The 21072-nt window shown below is 64.6% G+C and carries 20 protein-coding genes; 8 read left to right on the forward strand and 12 right to left on the reverse strand.

Features of this window, described 5'->3' with window-relative positions; translation table 11 throughout:
* Nucleotides 1–34: 34 nt before the first annotated feature.
* The 6 genes from AC1RJW_RS02030 to AC1RJW_RS02055 all read right to left on the reverse strand — a co-directional run bounded on the left by AC1RJW_RS02030 (nt 35) and on the right by AC1RJW_RS02055 (nt 6347).
* Nucleotides 35–1063 (reverse strand): acyl-CoA dehydrogenase family protein, encoded by a 1029-nt coding sequence (locus tag AC1RJW_RS02030; protein WP_493043043.1) that lies wholly within the window; start codon nt 1061–1063, stop codon nt 35–37.
* 128 nt (nt 1064–1191) lie between these two features.
* Nucleotides 1192–1800 carry a hypothetical protein gene (locus AC1RJW_RS02035; RefSeq protein ID WP_493043045.1) on the reverse strand — a complete coding sequence of 203 codons (609 nt, stop codon included), beginning with the start codon at nt 1798–1800 and terminating at the stop codon, nt 1192–1194.
* A 160-nt stretch (nt 1801–1960) separates the two neighbouring features.
* On the reverse strand, nt 1961–4048 hold the full coding sequence (locus tag AC1RJW_RS02040; RefSeq protein ID WP_493043047.1) for a methyl-accepting chemotaxis protein: 2088 nt from the start codon (nt 4046–4048) through the stop codon (nt 1961–1963).
* Between the two features lie 57 nt (nt 4049–4105).
* Nucleotides 4106–4864 (reverse strand): TorF family putative porin, encoded by a 759-nt coding sequence (locus AC1RJW_RS02045; protein ID WP_493043049.1) that lies wholly within the window; start codon nt 4862–4864, stop codon nt 4106–4108.
* A 286-nt stretch (nt 4865–5150) separates the two neighbouring features.
* Nucleotides 5151–5564, reverse strand: a complete 414-nt coding sequence (locus AC1RJW_RS02050) for a hypothetical protein (protein WP_493043051.1) — start codon at nt 5562–5564, stop codon at nt 5151–5153.
* Between the two features lie 81 nt (nt 5565–5645).
* A complete protein-coding gene (locus AC1RJW_RS02055; protein WP_493043053.1) occupies nt 5646–6347 on the reverse strand; it encodes a FadR/GntR family transcriptional regulator in 702 nt (233 codons plus the stop codon).
* A 152-nt stretch (nt 6348–6499) separates the two neighbouring features.
* Between AC1RJW_RS02055 and AC1RJW_RS02060 the strand changes: the two genes are divergently transcribed.
* From AC1RJW_RS02060 to AC1RJW_RS02075, 4 genes are all read left to right on the forward strand, one after another.
* Nucleotides 6500–7315, forward strand: a complete 816-nt coding sequence (locus AC1RJW_RS02060) for a (Fe-S)-binding protein (RefSeq protein WP_493043054.1) — start codon at nt 6500–6502, stop codon at nt 7313–7315.
* Nucleotides 7312–8028, forward strand: a complete 717-nt coding sequence (locus AC1RJW_RS02065; protein WP_493043056.1) for a LutC/YkgG family protein — start codon at nt 7312–7314, stop codon at nt 8026–8028. The genes AC1RJW_RS02060 and AC1RJW_RS02065 overlap by 4 nt, the downstream gene beginning before the upstream one ends.
* Nucleotides 8025–9470, forward strand: coding sequence for a LutB/LldF family L-lactate oxidation iron-sulfur protein (locus tag AC1RJW_RS02070; RefSeq protein WP_493043059.1), 1446 nt, complete (start codon nt 8025–8027; stop codon nt 9468–9470). Before AC1RJW_RS02065 ends, AC1RJW_RS02070 begins: the two co-directional genes overlap by 4 nt.
* A 93-nt stretch (nt 9471–9563) precedes the next feature.
* Nucleotides 9564–11270, forward strand: a complete 1707-nt coding sequence (locus AC1RJW_RS02075) for a lactate permease LctP family transporter (RefSeq protein ID WP_326459321.1) — start codon at nt 9564–9566, stop codon at nt 11268–11270.
* A gap of 58 nt (nt 11271–11328) precedes the next feature.
* Here the strand turns inward: AC1RJW_RS02075 and AC1RJW_RS02080 are convergent, their stop codons facing one another.
* Complete coding sequence (locus AC1RJW_RS02080) at nt 11329–11856, reverse strand: NADPH-dependent FMN reductase (protein ID WP_493043061.1); 528 nt, start codon at nt 11854–11856, stop codon at nt 11329–11331.
* A 111-nt stretch (nt 11857–11967) separates the two neighbouring features.
* A complete protein-coding gene (locus AC1RJW_RS02085; RefSeq protein WP_080698581.1) occupies nt 11968–12201 on the reverse strand; it encodes a DUF3563 family protein in 234 nt (77 codons plus the stop codon).
* 435 nt (nt 12202–12636) lie between these two features.
* On the opposite strand from AC1RJW_RS02085, the gene fucP reads away from it, so the two are divergent.
* On the forward strand, nt 12637–13941 hold the full coding sequence (gene fucP / locus AC1RJW_RS02090; RefSeq protein ID WP_493043063.1) for an L-fucose:H+ symporter permease: 1305 nt from the start codon (nt 12637–12639) through the stop codon (nt 13939–13941).
* 64 nt (nt 13942–14005) lie between these two features.
* Here the strand turns inward: fucP and AC1RJW_RS02095 are convergent, their stop codons facing one another.
* A complete protein-coding gene (locus AC1RJW_RS02095) occupies nt 14006–14899 on the reverse strand; it encodes a LysR substrate-binding domain-containing protein (RefSeq protein WP_493043066.1) in 894 nt (297 codons plus the stop codon).
* Nucleotides 14900–15059: 160 nt separating this feature from the next.
* Between AC1RJW_RS02095 and scpC the strand changes: the two genes are divergently transcribed.
* The gene (gene scpC, locus AC1RJW_RS02100) at nt 15060–16556 is read left to right on the forward strand and encodes a succinyl-CoA:acetate CoA-transferase ScpC (protein WP_493043068.1); all 1497 of its coding nucleotides are present in this window, start codon (nt 15060–15062) and stop codon (nt 16554–16556) included.
* A gap of 61 nt (nt 16557–16617) precedes the next feature.
* On the opposite strand, the gene AC1RJW_RS02105 is transcribed toward scpC, so the two are convergent.
* A complete protein-coding gene (locus tag AC1RJW_RS02105; protein WP_152281136.1) occupies nt 16618–16989 on the reverse strand; it encodes a hypothetical protein in 372 nt (123 codons plus the stop codon).
* Nucleotides 16990–17085: 96 nt separating this feature from the next.
* A complete protein-coding gene (locus AC1RJW_RS02110) occupies nt 17086–17748 on the reverse strand; it encodes a TetR/AcrR family transcriptional regulator (protein WP_493043069.1) in 663 nt (220 codons plus the stop codon).
* Between the two features lie 302 nt (nt 17749–18050).
* On the opposite strand from AC1RJW_RS02110, the gene AC1RJW_RS02115 reads away from it, so the two are divergent.
* Both AC1RJW_RS02115 and AC1RJW_RS02120 read left to right on the forward strand, forming a co-directional pair.
* Complete coding sequence (locus AC1RJW_RS02115; RefSeq protein WP_493043070.1) at nt 18051–19172, forward strand: M14 family metallopeptidase; 1122 nt, start codon at nt 18051–18053, stop codon at nt 19170–19172.
* 12 nt (nt 19173–19184) lie between these two features.
* Entirely contained in the window at nt 19185–19649 is a 465-nt protein-coding gene (locus AC1RJW_RS02120; RefSeq protein WP_493043072.1) for a CYTH domain-containing protein, read from the forward strand.
* A gap of 71 nt (nt 19650–19720) precedes the next feature.
* Here the strand turns inward: AC1RJW_RS02120 and AC1RJW_RS02125 are convergent, their stop codons facing one another.
* On the reverse strand, nt 19721–20974 hold the full coding sequence (locus AC1RJW_RS02125; protein WP_493043074.1) for a DUF2863 family protein: 1254 nt from the start codon (nt 20972–20974) through the stop codon (nt 19721–19723).
* Between the last annotated feature and the right edge of the window lie 98 nt (nt 20975–21072).

Here is a 21072-nt window from a genome sequence, read left to right on the forward strand (position 1 = left end):
TTCCGGTCCGGCGATTTTTTTTACCGGTGCGCCGTCACAGCGCCCACGGATGTTCTTCCGCGCCGGCGACGATGCCGCCCAGCAGGGCCTGGTCGCGCTCGGCATGGCTCTGGCGCAGGAATACGGGCAGGTCGGCCGCCAGGCGCGCGAAATGGGCGTCGCGGCACAGGGGGGCGGCGCCCAGCGCGCGCGTGGCCAGGTGCAGTACCTGGGTGGCCGCGTCTTCCGTTGCCAGGCGCAGGCGCAGCGCCAGGGCCATCGCATTGCTTTGCGGGTGCCGGTCGATTTCGGCGGCGCCTTCGCGCAGCAGGGCACCCACGGCGTGCAGCGCGCAGTCGATCTGCCCCAGTTGCGCCAGGCGCACGGGATCGGGGGCGGCGTGCTGCGCGCGCGCATGCAGGTGGCTGGCGATGGCGCAGGCGGCGCCATACCAGGCGGCCGCGATCCCGGCGGCGCCATGCCAGAAGCCGGGGCGGGCCAAATAGGCACCCGGCGCGCCCACGGGAAAGGCGCGCGCGGCGGAAAAGGTCACGTCGACGCTGGCGCAGGCGGCCATGCCGACGGCTTGCCAGCCCTCGTCCGTGACGTGCACGCCCGGCTGCGACAGGGCTACCGAGGCGAGGCAAGCCTGGTGATCGTCGTTCCAGCAGCTGATCAAGGCATGGCTGAGGCCCTTCGCACCGGAACACCAGGCCTTGCGCCCGTCGAGCACATGGCGGCCATCGGCCGCTTGCCGCAGCCTGACGCGCGCACCCGGCAGGTCCGCGCTCCAGACGCCCCACAGGCTGCCGGCCGGCACGCCGGGAGCGCCGATTTCCGCCAGGATGGCGAGCGCGTCCGTATGGCCTTCGTACAGCTTGAGCAGGGAGAGGTCGATGGCGGCGACGGCGGCCAGCATTTGCCAGCGCTGCAGGGTGGCGCCGTGGCCGGGCAGGGGCAACTGGTCCAGCCCCGCGTCGCGCAGGCGCCGCAAACCTTCGATGGGGAGAAAAGCGCTGTCTTGCGGCTGCAGCAGGGTGGCCAGCGCAGCGTTGGACGGCAGGGAGAAAGCGTTGAGCGACATGGCAAGCTCCTTTTTCAACAGGGTGGCTTTGTGCTTTTGCAATGTCTGTCCGATTCTACACCTGCCCCCGCTTACGGACCCGGGGCCATGAAGCCGCAGGACCATGGGCCCCGCAGCAAGTCATGTGCTTACTTTTTTATATACAGCATGTCGGGCACATAGCTGGTGCCGTTATGCGAGAAGGTGTAGAGCTTGTTGTCGCGCAAGAGGATGCCGCCCTTGATGGTTTGCGCCGGGCGCATGCCTTCGTCGAGCAGGCAGGTGGAGCCGCCTTCATAGTCGATGCACCATTGCTGCTTGCCATCTTTCTTCACGTATTGCACGCCGGGCCCCGTGACGCTGAAGCCATAGGCGGGGATGGACAGGTTCAGCTTGTCGATGCGCACGTTGCTCGCGGTACCGTTTTCCGTCAGCTTGACGAAAACGTCGATCACGCCATCGGGTGTCGCGCTGATTTTCGCGCTCATGCTTTCCGTACCCAGCAAGGTGCCGCTGCAGTCCGTCTTGAGATAGGTTTCGGTGGTGGAGGTCAGTTCCAGCGTGCCGCTGCCATCGGCTTTGGCTGCGATGACCATGGTCTCGCGTTCATGCTCGTCGCATGGCGCTTGCCAAGTGCCGACGTAGGATGGCAGCGTCGCGCCGGCATTGACATTGCCTGCATCACTGCCGCCGCCACCACCGCAGCCAGCCAGCAGTGCCGTGCCTGAAGTCAGGAATACTGCCACGATTTTTTTCATGCCCCATCCTTTTATTTCGGCAAGCATGCGTGCCGTAGGCGCGGCAACAGTATAAAAGGATGGATCAGGGGCAATTCTCACCGAATGTATTGGTGATTTGATCTGGATCAACATTAGCGTGGTGCAGTACCGGCGCCGGCTGCCGCCCGGGATGGCAGGCTTAAAACTCTTCCCAGTCATCCCCGGCTGGCGCCTTGGCCTGCGTTCTTTCTGCTGGCGCGGGTTTGGCCGCAGCGAGGCGCTTGCCTGGCGGCGGCGCCTTCATTGCGGGTGGCGTGCGCGGCGCGACTGCTGGCACTGGCGCCGCTGTCACTTGTTGCTGCATTTGCGCGCCCAGCTTGAACACGCTGACCACCTCGGCCAGGTGGCTGGCCTGGTCTTGCAGGCTTTCGGCAGCGGCCGCCGCTTCCTCGACCAGGGCTGCATTCTGCTGCGTCACGCCATCCATCTGCGCCAGCGCCTGGTTGACCTGGGCAATGCCGTCGCTTTGCTCGGTGGTGGCGACGCTGATGTCGGCCATGATGGCGGTCACCTTGCGCACGCTGTCGACCACCTGTTCCATGGTGGCGCCCGCTTCATCGACGAGCTTGCTGCCGGCCGCCACCTTGCCGACGGAATCGTCGATCAGCTGCTTGATTTCCTTGGCGGCAGCGGCCGAGCGTTGCGCCAGGTTGCGCACTTCCGTGGCGACGACGGCGAAGCCGCGCCCCTGTTCGCCCGCGCGGGCCGCTTCCACGGCCGCGTTCAGGGCCAGGATATTCGTCTGGAAGGCGATGCCGTCGATGACGGAAATGATGTCGACGATTTTATTGGACGAGTCATTGATCGAGGTCATGGTTGCGATGACCCTGCCGACCACCTCGCCGCTCTTCTGTGCCACACTCGAGGCGGAAGCGGCCAGTTGATTCGCCTGGCGCGCATGGTCGGCGTTTTCCTTCACCGTGCCCGTCAGCTCTTCCACCGAAGCGGCCGTTTCTTCCAGCGAACTGGCTTGCTGTTCCGTGCGGGCCGACAGGTCGTTATTGCCTTGCGCAATTTCCGCGCTGGCACGGGCCACGTTGTCGGCGCTGGCCTGCACTTGCAGCAGTACGGCGTGGATCTTTTCCACGAAGGCGTTGAAGCCCTTGCCGATCACGGCCAGCTCGTCGGTACCCTTGACTTCGAGCTTGACGCGCAGGTCGGCGTCGCCGCTGGACAGGTCCGTCATGGTGCGGCCCAGGGTGCGCAGGGGGCGCGTCAGCTGGTTGACGACGAGGATCAGGATGCCGGCCGTGGCCGCCGCGCACAGCAGGGCGACGATCAGCGTGTAGATCATCAGGTCGCGCGCCGAGGCCGTGGCCACGCTTTTCGGGAAGTTCAGTTCCACGCTCCACGGCGCGATATCGGGGTGGATCTGCAGCGGCTGCAGCAAATGGATGTAGCCCTGGCCATCCTCGTATTCATACGGCTGACCCTGGCGCACCTTGTCCAGGCCGGCCGCCGGCACGTCGTCGGCCTTCTTGCCCAGGCGCTCGGGCGCGGGGTGGCTGGCGTACAGGCCGCCGTTCGAGATCAGGGCCAGCTTGCCGCCCTCGATCACCTTCAGGCCGGCCAGGATTGTCGCCAGGCGCGTGAGCATGAAGTCGGCGCTGGCCGTGCCCTTGAAGCTGCCATCGATCATGATGGGTGCCACCAGCGAGGCCATCAGCACATTCTTGCCGTCGACGGGGTAGATGTACGGTTCCGTAAAGTAGGTCTTGCCCGTGCGCTTGGGCACGTCATACCAGTCGTTGGCGCCCGGTTTCGGGTCGAAGACGATGGGTTCGACTTGCAGCTTGCCGCCGGCACCCCGCGTCCAGTAGGGCATGAAGCGGCCGCTGGCGTCGTAATTCGGTTTCTGGTTGGCGAAATCCGCATCCTTGCCGTCGAGCGCATTCGGCTCCCACGTCACGGCCGCGCCCAGCAAGTCTTCCGAGCTGGTCAGGGTGGCCTTGGTCAGTTCATTGATCTGCTCGCGCTGCAGGGGCAAATTTGCGCTTCTGGTACCGCGCATGGCGCCGGCCAGGCCCGACACGCTGGACAGGTTGCTGGCGATGCGCGCCTGCAAGGCGCCCGCCACTTCGCGCGCCGACGTGCGCGCCAGTTCCAAAGCGGCCGCTTCGGCGCTGGCGCTGCTCTTGTAGCCGATCACGGCCGCCGTGACGCCCAGGCTGAGGACGGCGAGCGCGGTGGCGGCGACGCAGATTTTACTGTTCAGTGAGAGTTGCATGATGCTGTTCCTTGATGGGGAGGGGTATTGGTGTCATGGGCGTCGCGGGTGGCGCGCCTAGAACGTCTTGCTGATGGCCACGACCAGCGTGGCCGCGGCGGGATTCGAGGTGTCGAACTGGCCGGCCGCATCCGGAATGCCCAGGGTGTAGTGATCGTAGACGTCGGTGGCGCCCCAGGCCCGCGTCACGGCGCCGCTCAGGCTCCAGCCGCCGTCGAAGGCGCGGGTGACGCCCACCTTGGCGTCACGCCAGTTCCAGATGGCATTGCCCGTGCCCGCCACGCGGCCATTGCCGGCGTGCAAATTCAAGGTCCATGCATTGCCCAGGTCGACATTCGCGCCCACGTCCAGGTAGCCCGTGCCGCGCGCATGCGTGATGCCGAAGAAGTCGCGCGTGACGGTATGGTTGTACTTGGCGTACAGCATCTTGTAGCTGAGGCCCAGCGACAGTTCGCCATAGTCGTACTTGACGCCAGTGGCGCGGTAGACGGCGCCCGGGTACTTGTAGTAATACGCGAGCACGTTGTAGCCCAGCTCGCCCACCGTGCCGCCGTAGCCGCCGTACAAGTCCCATTCGATGCTCGCATCCTGGATATAGCGGTCGCTGACGGTGGAAGCCCAGGTGCCGAGCGACCAGCCGCTCGGGTGCGCGTAATCAAAGCCCGCCTGCAGCGCGGGCTTGCCCCAGGTCTGGCGAAAGCCGCGCGAAATGTATTGCGAGGCGAGGCTGGTATTGGCGGTGACGCTGGCGCCAGGGCTGTCCGCGGTCTGCGCCTGCACGGGCAGGGCGGCCAGCAGGAAGAGGCAGCCCAGCAAGGATGTTCCAGGAAAATGGTGGTGCGATGGCATGGCAGTCAGCTCCGTATTTGCCGGCAGCGGCCGTCCAGGCGCGTTGCCCTGATGGTTGCAATAAAAATGCGGAATGGACTTTTGTGGAGGCAAGGCGACCCTGTCTGCATGCTCGCAGGAACAGGCAGACATTCTCACCAAACGTAACTGAAAGGATAGGGGCTGGGGCTAGTGGAAGTCAATAAAGTTGCGCTGCGGAAAGCGTAAGTTGTTGTTTCCTGGCACTTTTTCATGCGCCGGTCACATGCGTTTGTTACATTCCCGGCCCGCCACGGCTGGCGGCCTGTTGCAGGCTGGCCAGCAAGCCGGGCAGGGCCGCATGCAAGGCCAGTAGGTCGCCCGCCGGCAGGTCGGCCTGCATTTCCACCCGGCCCGAAGGCTGGCCCCAGACGACCTGGGCGCTGAGACGGGGACCCGACTCGAGTCCCGTGACGCTGACCAGCAGGGCGACTTCTTCCGGGGCATCCTCGGGCACGTCTTCGAGCAGGCAGGAAATGCCGAAATGATAATCCTGGAAGGCGCTGGCCGTGCCGCTGGAAAAGGCGAACACGGAGGCGAGCGCCCGTGGCGCGGCGGCCGCGAGTGCGGGCAGGGCGGCGCGGAACAGGGGCAGCAAGTCGTTTTCCAGCTGGAGCACCAGCGGATGGGTGTGGGCGAGGACGGTCATGGCAGGACGGATCAGTTGGCGGCGCGCGATGTTAGCAGTTTTCGCCGCCGCTGTGCGCATGCACTGGTCCTACCAGTGGCCTCAATCGTCATCGCTGGTGACGCGCGTGCGCACGAAATCGATGTGGCTTTGCATCGCCGTGCGTGCTTCCTCGGGCTGGCTGGCGCAGATGGCTTCGCACAGGGTGCGGTGCTGCGACAGCAGTTGCAGCGAGGTGGCGTCGTCCTGCTGGCGCAAGCCCGTGCCATTGATGGTGATGTGTTCGCGCAGCATGCCGATGATGCTGGTGTGCAAGTGCAAGAACATGGTGTTGTGCGACGCCTGCGCGATGGTTTCATGCAGGCGCGCATCGGCATGCGCCTCGCCGTGCTTGTCGTCGCTGGCGCGCGCCTGTTCCAGCTCGGCCAGCAGCGCCATGATCTGTGCGCGCTCGCCGCCGCTGGCCCGCTGCGCCGCAAAGTAGGCCGTCGCCCCTTCCAGCACGCGGCGAAATTCCAGGATGTCGTCGCGCAGGGCGGGGTGGTCGGCCACCAGCTGGCTCCACGGCGACGCCATGCCGGTGCGCAATTGATCCGTCACAAACACGCCCGCGCCGCGCCGGCTGCGCACGAGGCCGCGCGCCGCCAGCCGCTGCACCGCTTCGCGCACGGTGTTGCGCGAGACCCCATATTGCAGCGCCAGCAGGCGCTCGGCCGGCAATTGCGCGCCCGCCGGCAAGCTGCCGTCCAGCAGGGCCGTCTCCAGCCTGCGCATCACCATCTCGACCCTGCCCCGCGTTTGCATGCCTGTCGCCATCACTGTCTTCCGGTGTTGTTTTAAAGTGGTCCGAGCAATTTGAAGTGGCTTGCGGAAGCTGGAATTATGCGTGAACCGGTCATTCTTAACAACACACAGCGGCGCCGCAGCAACACACAGAGCGCCGAGGAGACACACTCATGCAGCCAGACCCGCGCCAGCCACGTCACGTAGCAAGCCGCGCACCACGCCACTACCCGCCCGCGCCGCTCCAGGTGTACCTGTTCGCCACCTGCCTGGTCGACCTGTTCGTGCCGCAGGCGGGGCTCGACGCGGTGCGCCTGCTGGAGCGGGAAGGCTTGCTGGTGCACTATCCGCGCGGCCAGAGCTGCTGCGGCCAGCCCGCCTACAGCAGCGGCAACCCGGAACAGGCGCGCGCCGTGGCCCGCGCCCAGCTGGACCTGTTTGCGCAGCCCTGGCCCGTGATCGTGCCGTCCGGTTCCTGCGCCGGCATGATGCGCCACCACTGGCCGCAGCTGTTCCAGGACGACCCCGTGGCCGGCCCCAAGGCGGCCGAACTGGCCGAACGCGTGTATGAACTGAGTGAATTTCTCGTCTGCGTGCTGCAGCTCGACCTGGCCAGCCTCGCCGGCGCCGGGCAGGCCGATGAAAACGTGGTGCTGCACACCTCGTGCGGGGCGCGCCGCGAGATGGGCACGCGCACCCACGGCGTGGCCCTGCTCGACGCCTTGCCCGGCGTGACGCGCGTCGAACACCAGCGCGAATCGGAATGCTGCGGCTTCGGCGGCACGTTTTCACTAAAACATCCGGACATTTCCGGCGCCATGGTCAGCGACAAGATCGCCTCGGCCTGCGCCACGGGCTGCGACCGGCTCGTTTCGGCCGACTGCGGCTGCCTGCTCAACATCGGCCACGCCGCGCAGCACCAGGGCGCGCCGCTGCCCGTCGAACACCTGGCCAGCTTCCTGTTGCGCCGCACGGGAGGCGTGGCATGAGCGCCGCCTTGTCCGCCCGCGAACGCATGCTGGGCCGCCTGCGCGCAGCAAAGCCCGCCGCGCCCGAAGCGGTGGAGGTTATCGATACGGCCATCGACAACCATTACCAGGCCCGCCGCGCCGCGGCGCCGCTGCCGGCACGGCACAGGATCGCCGCCATGCAGGCAGCCTTGCGCGCCTCGCACGCGCAGGTCGATTGCGTGAGCATGGACGCCTGGCCGGCCCTGCTGGCGCAGCGTCTCGGTGAACACGGCGTGCGCCGTTTGCTGCTCGATGCGGGCAGAGCCGAAGGGCAGGCCTTGCGCGCCGCCTTGCCGCAGGGCGTGGAGTCGCTGGCGTTCGAGCGTCCGCTGGAGCAGTGGAAGGGCGAATTGTTCGACACCGTCGACGCCGGTTTTACCGTCGCGCGCTCCGGCATCGCCGCCACCGGCACCCTGGTCATCGCTCCCGACGCGGCCACGCCGCGCACGGTGTCCTTGGCGCCGCCCCTGCACGTCTGCCTCGTGTATGCGAGCAGCCTGCACGTGGACTTGCACGCGGCGGCGCGCGCCGAGCGCTGGGCGGACGGCATGCCATCGAACCTGGTGCTGGTGTCGGGCCCCTCGAAAACGTCGGATATCCAGCAAACCCTCGCGTATGGCGCGCACGGCCCGCGCTGGCTGTGGGTGCTGATCGTCGATGACTTGTCAGCCCATGAAGGAGGCCAGCCATGAATGCCAAGCCCCTGCAATTCGTCAAACCGGCCGATTTCCATGCGCGCGCCCGTGCCGCGCTGGACGACCCGAAGCTGCGCCAGAGCTTTCGCGGCGCCATGGATTTTTTACAGGACAAGCGCAGCGCCCAGTTCCCCGACGGCGACGAGCTGGAACGCCTGCGCGATATCGGCGAGGCCGTGCGCCGGCACGCGCTGGCGCGCCTGCCCGATTTGCTGGTGCAGCTGGAAGACAGGCTGACGGCGGCCGGCGTGCAGGTGCACTGGGCCGAGGATGGCGAGCAGGCCAACGCCATCATCCACGCCATCGCCGAAAAGGCCCGGGCGACGCGCTTCATCAAGGGCAAGTCGATGGCCAGCGAGGAAATCGAGCTCAATCACTACCTGGAAGCGCGCGGCATGCGCTGCCTGGAGTCGGACATGGGCGAGTACATCGTCCAGCTGGCCGGCGAAAAGCCGTCGCACATCGTCATGCCGGCCATTCACAAGACCAAGGCGGACATCGCAGGCCTGTTCGCCGAACATATCCCCGACGCGCCTTACACGGAAGACGTCGACAGCCTGATCCAGACGGGGCGGCGCGCCCTGCGCCAGGCCTTCGTCGAGGCCGACATCGGCCTGTCGGGCGTGAACTTCGCGGCGGCTGACACGGGCACCCTGTGGCTGGTGGAAAACGAGGGCAATGGCCGGCTGACGACGTCCGTGCCGGAGGTGCACATCGCCATCATGGGCATGGAAAAAGTGGTCGCCAAGCTCGAACATATCGTGCCATTGGCCAGTCTCCTGACGCGTTCGGCGACGGGGCAGGCCATCACCACGTATTTCAACCTGATTTCCGGCCCGCGCCGCGCCGGCGAACAGGATGGGCCGCGCGAAGTGCACCTGGTCCTGCTCGATAACGGCCGCAGCCAGGCCTACGCCGACGAGCAGCTGCGCGCCACCCTGCAATGCATCCGCTGCGGCGCCTGCATGAACCACTGCCCCGTCTACACGCGCATCGGCGGCCACGCCTACGGCACCACGTATCCGGGGCCGATCGGCAAGATCATCTCGCCCCACTTGCTGGGGCTGGACGCGACGGCCGACCTGGCCACCGCGTCGAGCCTGTGCGGCGCCTGCGGCGAAGTGTGCCCCGTGCGCATCCCGATTCCGCAGCTGCTGGTGCGCCTGCGCACGGAGGCCAACCGCAATCCGCATGAGGCGGTGGCGCATCCGCTGCGCGGGCAGGGGGCCAAGTTCAGCCGCGGCGAAAGCCTGATCTGGCGCTTCTGGAGCGGCGCCTTCGCGCGCCCCGCCAGCTACCGTTTGTTCCGCTGGGCCGCCACGCGCTTGCGGATGCTGACGCCGCGCGCGCAACTGGGCTGGACCCAGCACCGCAAGCCTTTAAAACCGGCGCCGCGCAGCCTGGCCGACCTGCTCAATGCACGGGGGCAGGAAGAATAGCGACGCCCCGCCACACCGCGAAAAACACGCTGCACACAATTACATCAAAAGCCGTTTTTTCATTCAACCCGCATCCACCGGAGGAGACCCGACATGCAAACCTGGACCCAACTTTATACACCGCTCGGCAGCCTGTGGCTGTCGTCGCTGGCGGCAGCCGTGCCCATCATTTTCTTCTTCATCGCCCTGGCGGCGCTGCGCATCAAGGGCCACGTGGCGGCCGCTGTCACGCTGGCGCTGGCGCTGGCCGTGGCGATTTTCGCCTACGGCATGCCCGTGCCGCAGGCGCTGGCGGCGGCCGGTTACGGCTTCGCGTATGGCCTGTGGCCCATCGCCTGGATCATCGTCACGGCCGTCTTCCTGTACAAGATCGTCGTGAAAACGGGGCAGATCGAGATCATCCGCGCCTCCGTGCTGTCGGTGACGGACGACCAGCGCCTGCAGGTGCTCTTGATCGGCTTTGCCTTCGGCGCCTTCCTGGAAGGGGCGGCCGGCTTCGGCGCGCCCGTGGCCATCACCTCGGCCTTGCTGGTGGGCCTGGGCTTCAATCCGCTGTATGCGGCGGGCCTGTGCCTGATCGCCAATACGGCGCCCGTGGCCTTCGGCGCCATGGGCATTCCCATCATCGTGGCGGGCCAGGTGACGGGCATCGACCCCTTCCTGATCGGCGCCATGGCGGGCCGCCAGTTGCCGCTGCTGTCGCTGCTGGTGCCGTTCTGGCTGGTGTTCATGATGGATGGCTTGCGCGGCGTGCGCGAAGTGTGGCCGGCCGCCCTGGTGACGGGTTTGAGCTTTGCCGTGACCCAGTACTTCACGTCGAACCATATCGGCCCTGAGCTGCCGGACATCACCTCGGCCCTCGTCAGCCTGGTGTCGCTGACCCTGTTCCTGAAAGTGTGGCAGCCGAAGAATGCGAAAGTGGCGCATGCCGTCGGCGGCGGCACGGCCGCGCTGTCCGGTTTCGGCGGCGCGGGCGGTGCCGCGGACCTGCGCGGCGGGGGTAACCGCGCCGCTTCGCCCTACACGACGGCGCAGACCATGCGTGCCTGGGCGCCGTTCGGCCTGCTGACGGCCATCGTCACCGTGTGGAGCCTGCCCGGCTTCAAGGCCCTGTTTGCGGCCGGCGGCGCGCTGTCTGGCCTGGTCATCAAGATCCACGTGCCCTACCTCGATAAGCTGGTGATGAAGACGATGCCCATCGTGGCGGAGCCGAAGGCGTATGACGCCGTGTTCAAGCTCGATCTGCTGTCGGCCGTGGGCACGGCGATCTTGCTGACGGCCGTGCTGTCGATGCTGATGCTGCGCATGAAGCCGCGCGATGGCTGGAAGGCGTTCGTGGAAACCGTGGTGGAATTGCGCCGTCCCGTGCTGTCGATCGGCCTGGTGCTGGCGTTTGCCTTCGTTGCCAATTACTCGGGCATGTCGTCCACGCTGGCCCTGCTGCTGGCCGGCAGCGGCGCCGCCTTCCCGTTCTTTTCGCCCTTCCTGGGCTGGCTGGGCGTCTTCCTGACGGGTTCCGACACGTCGTCGAACGCCTTGTTCTGCTCCCTGCAAAACACCACGGCGCACCAGATCGGCGTATCCGACACCTTGCTGGTGGCGGCCAATACGACGGGCGGCGTGACGGCGAAGATGATCTCGCCCCAGTCGATCGCCGTCGCCTGCGCGGCAACGGGGCTGGTGGGCAAGGAATCGGACCTGTTCCGCTTCACCTTGAAGCACAGCCTGTTGTTTGCCATCATCATCGGCATCATCACCATGCTGCAGGCCTATGTGTTCACCGGCATGATCCCGCATTGAGCGATCCGTAGAAGTACGTAGTAAAACTAGATGAATTGATAGTAAAACGTGCAGACGGTCATGAAAATGACCTGATGCACTGCAGCATATCGAGCAGGGCCCGGCGCAATGCCGGGTCTGCGGCGATGCCCTCCGCATCAAGTCCCGACCCCAGCAGGGGCAGGCTGATGCAGGCCTCGTCGATCAGGCGCGCCGACATGGTGCGCACTGTTTCGCGCAGGGCCGCCTGCGCGTGCGTGGCGCGCGGCGAGGCGTTCAGCAGCGCCAGCGGCTTGTCGATGAACGATTCATTTCCCACCATCCAGTCTAGCGCATTTTTCATAGGGCCGCTTACGCCGTGCGCGTACTCCGGGCTGGCCAGCAGCAGCACGTCGGCCGCCAGGATGGCGTCGCGCAGGCCCGTCACGGGCGGCAGGCTGTCGGCGTCGAGGTCGGGATTGAACAGGGGCAGTTCACCGAGTCCCGGATAGATGCGGATGTCGAATGACGGCGGGGCAAGCCGGGCGATGGCGCGCAGCAAGGCGGTGTTCAGGGAGGCGGCGCGCAGGCTGCCGGCGATGGCGAGGATGGTAATGGGCGTTTGCATCCCGCCTGTATAGCCCATCCTGTGCTCAAGCGCAAGGCGAGCAGGATGGCGCTATCGGTGTTGCAACAGCCAATAATGGGCTGCAATGAGTGGCCGGGTATGGCGGCACTCTTAACGGCTCAGACCGCTCATCCAGCTTGGCTGCGGGTTGGCACGGGCCAGTTCGCGCATGCGGTATTCCAGGTCGTAACGGTCGGTCGATTCGGCCAGGTAGGCTTCTTCGTAAGCGCGCTCGCGGCGGTCGCTGCTTTGGTTCAGCCAGGCGCCGACGCGTTTTGCGGCGTGGACCAGGGTGGCGACGATATTGCTGTTTTGCGTGGTGTGGTAGGTAAATGCGGTAGACATGGCAGACTCCTTATGTGGCGTGCCGCGTTGTGCTGCACTGCAATATAAGTATAGCGATTCCAAGTTATAAGGCTACTTTTGATTTCAAATGTCAGCTATTCAATTTTGAAATAACGGGCGGGAAAGCTGCGCAATACGGGGCTTTAAGGCATAATGCGGGCGCTGTATCGTAGTTTTACTACAAGACTGTTTTGCCCCGAATGTTGTTTTCAGACGCAGCCCGCAGGCGTGCCGCGCCCACAAGACATCATTCTGACGAGAAACGGTCGGCCGTGCGCCTGCCGCGTGCAAGAGTCGCTATGCCTGCCCCATTTCGTTGATGGCAGTCATGGCCCACGCTGATATCTGCGTGGCGCTTGCGCGTCCTGGTGCTGCCCGGGTGGAAACGCTTCCATGCCTGGCAAGATCAACTTGGAATTGAAAAATGGAGAAGGTATGGAATACGTAAAGCAAGGCCAGGGCATGCAGTCCGCACAGGCCGGCACGCAAAACAATACAGGCGCCCTGATCATTGTCACGGTACTGTTTTTCATGTGGGGACTGCTGACCTCGCTCAATGATGTGCTGATTCCCCATCTGCGCTCGATCTACACCTTGACCTATGTCCAGGCGATGCTGGTGCAGTTCTGCTTCTTCGGCGCCTACGCCATCGTCTCGCTGCCCGCCGGCATGCTGATCAAGAAAATCGGCTACCAGCGCGGCGTCGTCGCCGGCCTGCTGATCGCCGCCGCCGGCTGCGCCATGTTCTACCCGGCGTCGACCGGCAGCTATGCGCTGTTCCTGTTGTCCTTCTTCATCCTGGCGGCCGGCATCACCGTGCTGCAGGTGGCGGCCAACCCGTACGTGACGGAACTGGGCGACCCGCAGACGGCGTCGAGCCGTTTGACCCTGACGCAGGCGTTCAATGCGCTGGGCACCACCGTGGCGCCGGCCTTGGGCGGCATGCTGATCTTGTCGGGCACCGTGCTGACGGTGCAGCAGTTCGACTTGCTGCCGGCGGCCGAGCAGCTGGCCTACCGCGCCAAGGAAGCCGCTTCCGTGCAGGGCCCGTACCTGGTACTGGCCGCCACCCTGGTGATCCTGGCCGTGCTGTTCGCGCTGGCCAAACTGCCGAAGATTTCGCATGCGGACGATGCAGCCGCCCTGGCGCAGGCCGGCAACAAGGTCTCGATCTGGTCGCACCGCCACCTGGTGCTGGGCGCACTGGCCATCTTCCTGTACGTGGGCGGTGAAGTGAGCATCGGCAGCTTCCTGATCAACTTCCTGGGCGAAAGCCATATCGCGGGCCTCAGCCACGCCGATGCCGCCTATTTCGTCAGCTATTACTGGGGTGGCGCCATGCTGGGCCGCTTCGTCGGCTTTGCCGTGATGCGCTATGTCAGCCCGGGCAAGACCCTGGCCTTCAACGCCGCCGTCGTCATCGCGCTGATCCTTGTCGCCGTGTTCTCCAGCGGTCACACGGCCATGTGGGCATTGATCGCGGTCGGCCTGTTCAATTCCATCATGTTCCCGACCATCTTCAGCATGGCCCTGAACAAGCTGGGTGCGCAAACGGGGCAAGGTTCGGGGATCCTGTGCATGGCCATCGTCGGCGGCGCCATCGTACCGTTCATCCAGGGCTTCCTGGCCGACCACATCAACCTGCAGCTGTCCTTCCTCGTGCCGGCCCTGTGCTACACCTTCATTCTGTACTTCGGCTGGAAATACGCCAGCATGTACAACGACGACGCCGCCAAATAAGCCGCGCTGTCGCGATCAAGCAAAAGGGTGGCCTCGGCCACCCTTTTTTGCGTCAGTGCGTGCGTCAGTGCGCGAATTGCGTGCCCAGCACGTCCTGGCACACCTCGAGCCAGGCGCGCGCCGCGTGCGACAGATAGCGCCCGCTCCAGACATGCGCCACCTGCCACGCCACCTCCGGCTCGACGATGCGCACCGCCTCCAGCGGTTCGCCGGCCAGGCGGTGGATGAATGGCTCGGGCAGCAGGGCCACGCCCAGGCCCGCCGAGGCCATCGCCACCAGCCAGTCCCACTGGCCGCTCTGCGCCGCAATCGTCGGCGTGAAGCCCGCTTGCGCGAAATGCTGGCGCAGGCTGCGCGTCAGGGCGAAATCATCTTTCAATAACACCAGCGGCAAGTCTGCCAGCGCCTTGAAGGGCAGCGTCGTGCGGTTTTTCTGGAACGTGCCCGGTTCGGCCAGGGCCCAGATCGGGTAGCTGGCCACTTCCACGGCCACGAGATCGAGCTCCGGGTCGGCCGGCAGCACCGTCATGCCGATTTCCAGCTCGCCGGCCGCCACCTTGCGCTCGATCTGCTGGCCCGTGTCTTCCTGCAGGGTCAGGCTGATGTTGGGATGGCGCGCGCGGAAGGCTTTCAAGACTGGCGTAAACAGCACATTGATCATGGGCGGGATGCCCACCGTCAGGCTGCCGCGCTGCAAGGCCTGGGTATCGCGCACTTCCAGGGTCAGCTGGCGCATGTTCGCCAGCATTTCCTGGCCGTGCTGGTAGACGATGCGGCCCGTGTCCGTCAGGGTCAGCTTGCGCCCGTCGCGCACCAGCAGCTGGGCGCCCACCTCGTCTTCCAGCTGGCGCACCATCTTGCTGATGGTCGACTGGGTCAGGTGCAGCGATTCGGCCGCTTGCGTAAAGCTCGACAGGCGCACGGTTTCCACGAAATAGCGCAGGGAACGGATATCCAAGAGGGTGCTCGGCAGTGGCAAGACATGAAAATATCGACTGGATGTGGCGAAATTAATTCATGCCATGCATGTAAGCGGGATTTTATACTGAAACCACTTATGGGGCTGGTGTATGACAGCCATCCAGTTTGAGAATATTAAGAATATCAGGAGCATCACGATGTACGAGGACCGTATCCGCCACCCAGGCTTGCTCAGCAAAATCATGAGCGCCGATGAGGCAGCCAAATTGTTCCACAGCGGCATGCGTGTCGGCATGAGCGGCTTTACCCGTGCCGGCGACGCCAAGGCCCTGCCGCGCGCACTGGCCGAGCGCGCCCTGCAAGATCCATTGAGCCTGACCTTGATCACGGGCGCTTCGCTGGGCAATGGCAGCGACGGCCTGATGGCCGAGGCGGGCGTGCTGGCGCGCCGCATGCCGTTCCAGGTCGACCCGGTTCTGCGCGGCAAGATCAACAACGGCGAAGTCATGTTCATCGACCAGCATCTGTCGGAAACGGCCGAACAGTTGCGCTCGGGCAACCTGGCTGCCGTCGATATCGCCGTCATCGAAGCGACGGCCATCACGGCGGCCGGCGCCATCATTCCCACCATGTCGGTCGGCAACTCCGCCGCCTTTGCCCAGCAGGCAACGCAGGTGATCATCGAAATCAACCTGTCCACGCCGCTGGCGCTGGAAGGCTTGCACGACATTTATATTCCGCAAACTTTGCCGGGCCGCGAGCCGATTCCCCTCACGCGCGTGGACCAGCGCCTGGGCAGCACGGCCATCGCCATCGACCCGGCCCGCATCGCCGCCATCGTCATCACGGACAGCCCCGACAGCCCGTCGAACGCCTTGCCGCCCGACGCGGAAACGCAGGCGATCGCCGGCCACGTGATTGCCTTCCTCGAAGGCGAAGTGGCGGCCGGGCGCATGGGGCCGGAATTGCTGCCCCTGCAGGCAGGTATCGGCACCATCGCCAACGCCGTGCTGCACGGCCTGATCGGTTCGCCCTTCCAGAACATGACGATGTATTCGGAAGTGCTGCAGGACAGCGCCATCGAGCTACTCGATTCGGGCCAGCTGGCGTTTGCTTCGGCCTCGTCGATCACCCTGTCGGCCGCCGTGCACCAGAAGCTGATGGACAATATCGACCATTACCGCTCGAAAATCGTGCTGCGCCCGCAAGAGATCAGCAATCATCCCGAGATCGTACGCCGCCTGGGCATCATCGCCCTGAACACGGCGCTCGAGTTCGATATCTACGGCAACGTCAATTCCACGCACGTGTGCGGCACGCACATGATGAACGGCATCGGCGGCTCGGGCGACTTTGCGCGCAATGGGCAAGTGTCGATGTTCGTGTCGAAATCGGCGGCCAAGGGCGGGCGCATTTCCAGCGTCGTGCCGATGGTGTCGCATGTGGACCATACGGAGCATGACGTCGACGTGCTGGTGACGGAGTGGGGCTATGCGGACTTGCGGGGCCTGGCGCCGCGCGAACGGGCGCCCTTGATCATCGAGCGCTGTACGCATCCCGACTACCGCGAGCAATTGCGCGCGTATTACGACGCGGCATGCCAGCGCGGCGGCCACACGCCGCACCTCTTGGAACAGGCGCTGTCGTGGCATACGCGCTACCAGGAAACGCAGAGTATGCTGGCAGCGCAGTAAGTTTGCGTCAGCGCAAACACAGGGCAGGGCGGTGCAGCACCGCACCTGCCTTTTTTACTATTCAGTACATATGCAGCGCCTTGGCGCCCAAGCCCAGCAGGGCAAACGTGGTGGTGGCCTGGATGCCCATGAACCACAGAAAGTGGGTGTGCATGTGCTTGCGGATATCGCCCAGTTCCGTGCGCAGGGCATGGCAGTCGCCGCGCAGGTCGCCGCGAAACTGCGTCAGGTCGGCGCGCAGCAGCTGCGATTCGTCGCGCAACTCCGTGCGCACGTTGTCGAGGCCATCGCCAAGACGCTGTTCGAGCGTCTTGAACCATTGCCGGTCATGTTCCCGGTCCGTTTCCAATTTTGTCAGCCGCGCTTCCATACGGACAGCATTGTGCGCGCTTTGCTGTTTGTCAAGCCGGTCGGTGGCATAGGCTTCGTTCATTTCACGCTCCTTCGCGCCAGCCGTGCTGCACCAGCGCAGGCGGCTTGACTCCACTGTCCGCCTTTTTCGCCGGCGCGGTTTGTGCTGGATCAAACGTCAGGAAATGGCAGCAAAACGCAGGCGGATGCCTGCCGTGACGACGGCCAGCAAGTCGTCGATATGCGCGTTCATTTCCGGGTGCGGCGTCCATGGGTCGCCCGCATCCATGACGATGCGCAGTGACACGAGGCCGTGCAGCGATTGCCAGAAGATTTGCGTCATGGTGTGCAGCGCCGGCTCGTCCTGGCGCACCTGGCCCGCCTGCGCCAGCTCGCCGAACAGGTGCAGCGCGTAGGCATAGGGGTCCTGCTCGATATTGCCGTGTTCCACCAGGGCAGCATCGATTTCCGCATGCGGGCGCAATTCCATGAAGATCAGCGAATACTCGTCGGGATGCTGGAAACCGTACTCGATGTAGGCGCGGCCGACCAGGCTGATGCGTTCCCATGGGTCCATGCTGGTGTCGCAGGCGGTGCGCATGGCGCGTACCAGTTCCAGCAAGTCCTTGTCCATGGCCTGGGCGATCAGGGTGGCCTTGTCGCGGAACAGGGCGTACACGACGGTGGTGGAAAAGCCGGCCGCCTCGGCCACCTTGCGGATGGAGACGGCGCGCGCGCCGCCCTTCTTGATGAGGTCTTTGACGACGTCGATGATGTGCTCGCGCCGCGCCTGCGCTTCGCGTAACTTTCTTTCTTGAATATTGGTCAGCTTCTTGTCCACGACTCTTTCCTGGCGACTCTATAAAAGCAAGAATTATAGGGGGGCGATACGCTGCCAATGTGTCTGGCATTGTTACAATTCAGTTTTTTGTCCGGTGGATGCGACAGTGGACCGATTTTTCGCGCTTTTGCCCCGCACTTTTCCATCGATGCCCCGGATTGGTGCATAAATCGTCCGGCCAGGCTTTGCGAACGGGGCCAAAGGGCGGAAAATAGCGGGATAGCTTACACTGCGTTTTTTAGCGCGACGGCGGTGGCCCACGAGGCCACGCCGGAACACTTACATTGGGACGGGATCATTACATGACCATTAAAATCAGCCAGAACTTCGACTCGGGCGCCATCGACGTGGTGAGCGCCACCAGCGCCGGTGCCATCGACCTGAACTTGCGCAAGGATAGCCACGCCGACATCCACCAGTGGTTCCACTTCCGCCTGCAGGGCGCGCGCGGCCAGGCATGCACGATGCGCATCCTGAACGCGGGCCAGGCCACCTATCCGGCCGGCTATGAAGACTACCAGGCCGTGGCCAGCTACGACAGCGAAAACTGGTTCCGCGTGCCGACGGCGTTCGACGGCCAGGTTATGACGATCTCGCACACGCCGGAACTCGACAGCGTGTACTACGCCTATTTCGAGCCGTACTCGTGGGAACGCCATCTGCGCCTGCTGGGCGAAGTGGCCGAGCATCCGCTGGCGCGCGTGTCCGACCTGGGCAGCACGGTCGACGGCCGCGACATGAACATGGTCACCATCGGCAACCCGCAGGCGGAAAAGAAAATCTGGGTCATCGCGCGCCAGCATCCGGGCGAATCGATGGCCGAATGGTTCGTCGAAGGCCTGATCGACTCGCTGCTGGACGATGCCAACCCGATCGCGCGCAAGCTCTTGCAGCGCGCCGTGTTCCACATCGTGCCGAACATGAACCCGGACGGCTCCATCCGCGGCAACCTGCGCACGAATGCGGCCGGCGCCAACCTGAACCGCGAATGGATGACGCCATCGCTGGAGTCCAGCCCGGAAGTGCTGTGCGTGAAAAACAAGATCCACGAAACGGGCGTCGACATGTTCTTCGACATCCACGGCGACGAAGCGCTGCCGTACAACTTTGTTGCCGGCAACGAAATGCTGGAAAACTTCACGCCGGCGCAAGCGGCGCACCAGAAAGCCTTCATCGAGCGCTACAAGCAGGCCAGCCCCGACTTCCAGGACAAGTTCGGCTATGCCGCCAGCAAGTACAAGTCGGACATGCTGACCCTGGCGTCGAAATACATCGGCCACCACTTCGGCTGCCTGGCGCTGACCCTGGAAATGCCGTTCAAGGAAAACGCCGACTTGCCCGATCCGGCCGTGGGCTGGAACGGCGCGCGCAGCGCGGCCCTGGGCGCGGCCATGCTGCAGCCTATCCTGCTGTCGCTGGATTGAACGGCGTTGATCATGGGCGTCGAGATCGAGCGTAAATTCCTGCTGCAAGGCGATGCCTGGCGCGGCCTGGGGCAGGCGGTGCTGCTGCGCCAGGGCTATTTGTCGTCCGCGCGCGAGCGCGTGGTGCGCGTGCGCATCGAGGGCGAGCAGGCGATGCTGACCATCAAGGGTGCCAACGTGGGCGCGACGCGCGGCGAGTGGGAGTATCCGATTCCGCTGGCCGACGCCGTCGAGCTGCTCGACGGGCTGTGCGAACAGCCGCTGATCGAAAAGTACCGCCACCGCATCGAACACGCGGGCATGGTGTGGGAAGTCGACGAGTTTCTCGGCGCCAATGCGGGCCTGGTGGTGGCAGAGATCGAGCTGGGCTCGGAAGACCAGCCATTCGAGAAGCCTGAGTGGGTGGGCGCGGAAGTGTCGGGCGACGCGCGTTATTACAACGCCAATCTGATCCGTCACCCGTTTTCACAGTGGTGATGGCGCGTTAAGCGTGGTCTGAAATGCAAAAAGGCGGAACCGGGGTTCCGCCTTTTTTACGTCTGCACGATTTAGTGGAAGTGTTCCGTGCCTTGCGGCGTATCTTCCGGCATTTCCGCATGCGCCAGCTCGCCGACGGGATCGGCAAACAGCGGTGCGCCGCAATCGTCGCAGTATTCGCCGACAAAACGTTCCGCATGACGCTTGATCTGCGTCACGCCGGCAGCGTTCAGATGCTCGATAATCTCATCGACAGGGGTCTTTTGCTTGTCCAGCGCGGCGATGCCGACCTGGATCAGGCCTTCGATCGGCGTGCCATCCTCGTCTTCCTGGCCGTACAGGGGCCAGACGATGCCGTAGATGACGTCCGGCGCCTGGCGCAGCGTGAAGGCGATGCGGTACTCGTCCACCTGGCCGTCGGCCGCTTCTTCGCCGAAGCCGGCGATGACGGCGCGCAATTCCGACGGCTCGATGGCCAGCGTGTGCGTCAGGTAGTGCACGGCGGCGCGCACGGAGACGGGGCGTATCAGCTTGTCCGCTTCGCGGCAAGCTACGTAGTACGCTTCCGGCAGCAGCAGTTCCAGACCGCAGCCAGGCAGCAGGCGGGCGATGGTCGGCGTCGCCTGCGTGCGCCATTGTTCCAGGGCGGCGCTGCGCTCGGCGATGAAGTCGAGCTGGCTGGCCGGTGTCTGCCAGCGGAACAGCGGCGCGCCGGCAGGCGCCACCACGGCCACCAGCAGGTAGCGCGTGTCGGCCAGGAAGGGCGCCGTTTCCGCCTCTTTGCTGGAGGGCTTGACGGCCGTGCCTTTCAGCGCGGCTTGCGCCAGCTTCTGCGTCTTGGCATAGGTTTCGACATGGCTGCGCGGCAACTGGTCGATCGAGTAGAGGGTCGGCGCCATGGCCATCTTCGTGCCGTCGGCCAGCAGGTGGGCCGCAAAGTGCGCGGACAATACGCCGTGCGCATCGCCGGCTATGGGGCCGGAGGCGATGGAAAAGCGCGTCCACGCGAGGATGGGCACGGCGACCAGCAGGGCGTCGTAGCGCACGTCTTCATGCGTGATGACGGTCGATTCGCTGACGGCTTCAACGCAGTCCATCAGCACGTCGTAGGCGTTCAAGTCTTCCTTGAACAGGCTGCCCAGGGTGTTGTCGATGGTGTCCTGGTGGCCGGTTTTGAGTAATTTCTGGAGCTGCGTATCCAGGCTGTGTTCCCAGGACCGCTCTTCGAGACGGCTGGCCGCCTGTACGATCGCCTGGGCAAAGGTGACCAGGCGCTGGCTGTCGGCAGTCAGTTTATGGGATGAATCTTTGGAAGGACGACGCATAGCGGGATAAGAGTCTCGGAAAGTGAAAAAAATGGATCAGTCAAACAATGATAAACCCTTATAACCGTATTGTAGAGGATTCAGCCGCACGCAATACG

Source organism: Janthinobacterium sp. GW822-FHT07A03 (assembly GCF_058798815.1).